The organism is Saccharopolyspora sp. NPDC050389 (assembly GCF_040655595.1).
Lineage (GTDB): Bacteria > Actinomycetota > Actinomycetes > Mycobacteriales > Pseudonocardiaceae > Saccharopolyspora.
The window spans coordinates 88,211-91,270 of sequence record NZ_JBFAKG010000020.1; the positions used below are offsets into that span (position 1 = coordinate 88,211).

Annotated in this window: 3 protein-coding genes; all 3 read left to right on the forward strand. The window is 66.0% G+C overall.

Annotated elements, in window-relative coordinates; all coding sequences use genetic code 11:
• The first annotated feature begins 41 nt into the window (after positions 1-41).
• From AB0I53_RS15845 to AB0I53_RS15855, 3 genes are read left to right on the forward strand one after another with little or no spacing between them, the layout of a single operon-like run.
• Positions 42-2,114 (forward strand): hypothetical protein, encoded by a 2,073-nt coding sequence (locus AB0I53_RS15845; RefSeq protein ID WP_358602513.1) that lies wholly within the window; start codon positions 42-44, stop codon positions 2,112-2,114.
• A gap of 34 nt (positions 2,115-2,148) precedes the next feature.
• Entirely contained in the window at positions 2,149-2,577 is a 429-nt protein-coding gene (locus AB0I53_RS15850) for a YbaB/EbfC family nucleoid-associated protein (RefSeq protein ID WP_358500889.1), read from the forward strand.
• On the forward strand, positions 2,567-2,887 hold the full coding sequence (locus AB0I53_RS15855) for a hypothetical protein (protein WP_358500887.1): 321 nt from the start codon (positions 2,567-2,569) through the stop codon (positions 2,885-2,887). The genes AB0I53_RS15850 and AB0I53_RS15855 overlap by 11 nt, the downstream gene beginning before the upstream one ends.
• Positions 2,888-3,060: the final 173 nt, after the last annotated feature.

The window sequence follows — 3,060 nt, forward strand, 5'->3', positions numbered from 1 at the left end:
GCGAGTGGCCGAATCCGGTCGCATCACGGAGGTTTCGGGCGATGGCCTGGGAAGACGTGCTCAACACCATTGCCGAGAAGGCGGTCGCGAAACGCGACGACCTGACCAGCAAGCAATGGATCCGGGGCGTTGACTACGACAACGTCGGCGAGGGTGTTTCCGACTCGTGGGATTTCACGAAGTCGACCAACGCCGAGAAGCAGACGACGACGGAGCGCCGGCAGGGTGGCGAGGGACGCGGTAACGTCATCACCGACACGACGACCCTGAGCGGCACGGTCCGGGTCGGCGTGATGATCAATTACCCCGAGTTCGAGAACCCGGAAGGGCCGTGGTTGCAGATCCGCGGCATCGGCGGGAACATCCTCGATCCGCTGGTGCACGCGCCGCAGCAGAACCAGGTGCTCAGCATCCCGAGCTTCGGCTACGCCATCAACGCCCTGAAGAACGCGTCCGCGAAGATCCAGAGTTGGGCCGACAGGTTCGCGGAAGAGGCCAAGAGCATCGAGACCGGCGGCAACTTCAAGGGAGAGACCGCCAAATCGTTCCAGAGCCTGCTGCAGAACGGCAGCCACTCGCTGGAGCAGTTCGCCAACATCGTCGGTGACCCGCTGGTGCTGGATTCCTTGAAGGACAGCCAGGACAAGTACGTCGCCGAGGTCAACGGCTTGCTGGCCGCGTTCATCAGCTGGCGGGATCACGAGAGCGGGCTGTGGTCCCCGGTGAACGCGGTGGAAACGGCCTTCAACGAGAACGTGCAATCCATCACCCACGTGAACGGCACGGTCAAGTCGATCAACACGACCTGGGGCGAGTTCGAGGTCCGCGACTCGTGGGAGGAGAACCTGCGCGGGAACATCGAGCAGGCCGCCAAGGACAAGTGGAAGAACCACTTCTCCACACACCTCGACACGCCGCTGCCCGGGTTCCACAACCCGCTGTTGCACAGCCTGCAGACCACGGCGAACCGGATCTACCCGGAACCGAAGATCGGACCGTTCTCGTCTACCTATTCGCCGAGCAAGGACGACCCGGCGAACAAGGAACTCGACGAGATGAAGAAGAAGCTGGAGGAGGAGAAGAAGAACCTCGACGACTCCAAGAAGGAGCAGCAGGAGCAGCAGAAGCAGAACGAGAAGGACCTGCAGGAGAAGACCTCCGACCTCAACGACGTGACCGGGAAGAACAAGGACACCCTGGGCGGCGGTTCGGACGGTGCCGGCGGCGACACGGACCTGGACGGGCTCGACTCCGCCGACGACGAGCAGACGCAGGGACTGGGCGGGAACAACTCGTCGACGTCAGACCTGACCGGTACCGGGGGCGCGGGCAAGGACGGGCTCGGCCCGGCCGGCGGCATGTTCGGCAACGGCAACGGGCCGGTCAACTCCGGGCTGGGCTCGACGAACGGTTCCGGCAAGTACGACCCGAACGGCTCCGGCCAGAGCTCCATCTTCACGCCCGACGGCGAACTCATGCGCGGACCGGACGGAACACCGCTGTCGGTGCCCAACGGATCGATGATCAACCCCGACGGCACCATCACCAAGCCCGACGGCTCCAAGGTGCTCGGCCCGGACGGCAAGCCGCTGGTGCTGCCCAAGGGCTCCACGATCAAGCCCAACACCTCGCTGCTCGACCCGAACGGCACCCCGTACACCGGGCCGGACGGCAAGCAGATCTACGCGCCGAACGGATCCCGCCTCAGCCCCACCGGCCACCTGGTGGACCCGATGGGCCGGTCGATCTTCGGCCCCGGCGGCAAGTCCATCGTGGTCCCCGACGCGGTGCACAACAACAAGCTCGGGCTGGGCGGTGGGCCCGGCAAGAAGCTTCCCCTGTCGCCCGCCGAGATCGGCGATCCGACCAAGCGCACCACGATGAACTCCTCGGCGCTGGACGACAAGCTGCGCAAGCCGTTCTCGATGCCCACCGAGACGGGCGGTTTCGGCCGCGGCGGGCAGAACGGGCAGCAGCCGATGATGCCGCCGCCGATGGCCGGTGGTGGCGCCGGCGGCCCGGGCGAGAAGGAGCGGCAGCGCACCACCTGGCTCTCCGAAGACCCGGACAAGTGGGGGCTGGAAGGCGGCTTCACCACCGCCATCGGCCGCTGAACTCCGGGAACATCCAGGAAATTGGGAGGACGCAGTGAACTTCGGCAACCTGCAGGCGCAGTTGGACCAGGCCCTCGCCGAGCTGAACAAGCAGCGGGAAGAGCTGCAGCAGGTCGAGGCAGACCTGGTCAAGCGGACCAAGTCGGTCCGATCCAAGGACCGGATGCTCACGGCCACGGTCGATGCCGGCGGCAAGCTGTCCAAACTGGAGTTCCACGACGACCGCTACCGGTCGATGGCGAAGGCCGAGCTGGGCGCGGCCATCGTCAAGCTCGTGGCGGAGGCCCAGGGCCAGATGACGGCCGAGATCAGCGAGGCCGTCCAGCCGCACCTGAGCGACACCGAGGAAATGCGCAAGTCGATGCGCGACGAGTCCGCGTGGGGCGACTTCCTGGCACCGCTGCTGGACATGCAGCAGGAGACCTCCGCCTGGCTGAAGGAGAGCCGCGGCAATGGCCGATGAAGAAGAGATCATCGCGATCCCCCCGGACCTGAAGACGAAGTTCGCCTCGCTGGGGCTGGCCGAATCGGATGTCCGGCAGGCCAGGGAGATCTGGGCCGGCCTGGACGACGAGCTGAACATCGCAGCGGGCAACGACGACGAGACGGCCAGGTCCATCAAGAAGCAAGCCACGGCGCTGAACAAGAACATCACCGAGATGCTGTCCGCGCTCGGTGACCTGTTCAACCTCACCGAGGTGAAGGGCAAGCGCGCCGCGGACAAGCACGAGGGCCAATCGGACCACAACTCGGACCTTTCGAACAGCCTGTGAACCGGGAGCCGGCCGGCGTTTCCGCGGGCACCTGACCCGCCGGAACTCCAGGGCACGGTCTTTCCGGCAGAACTGCCCGCGCCGAGCGGGCGCGCACGACCGCGCAACGAAAGAAGGACCGACCGCCTCCGAAGGCCGGCGGCGGATGACCGGGAAAGGGGATGTCTTCGTCC

What these genes read in the sequence shown, in the direction of transcription:
- AB0I53_RS15845 (WP_358602513.1), top strand. Translation starts at nt 42, where the DNA reads ATGGCCTGGGAAGACGTGCTCAACACCATTGCCGAGAAGGCGGTCGCG.
- AB0I53_RS15855 (WP_358500887.1), top strand. Translation starts at nt 2,567, where the DNA reads ATGGCCGATGAAGAAGAGATCATCGCGATCCCCCCGGACCTGAAGACG.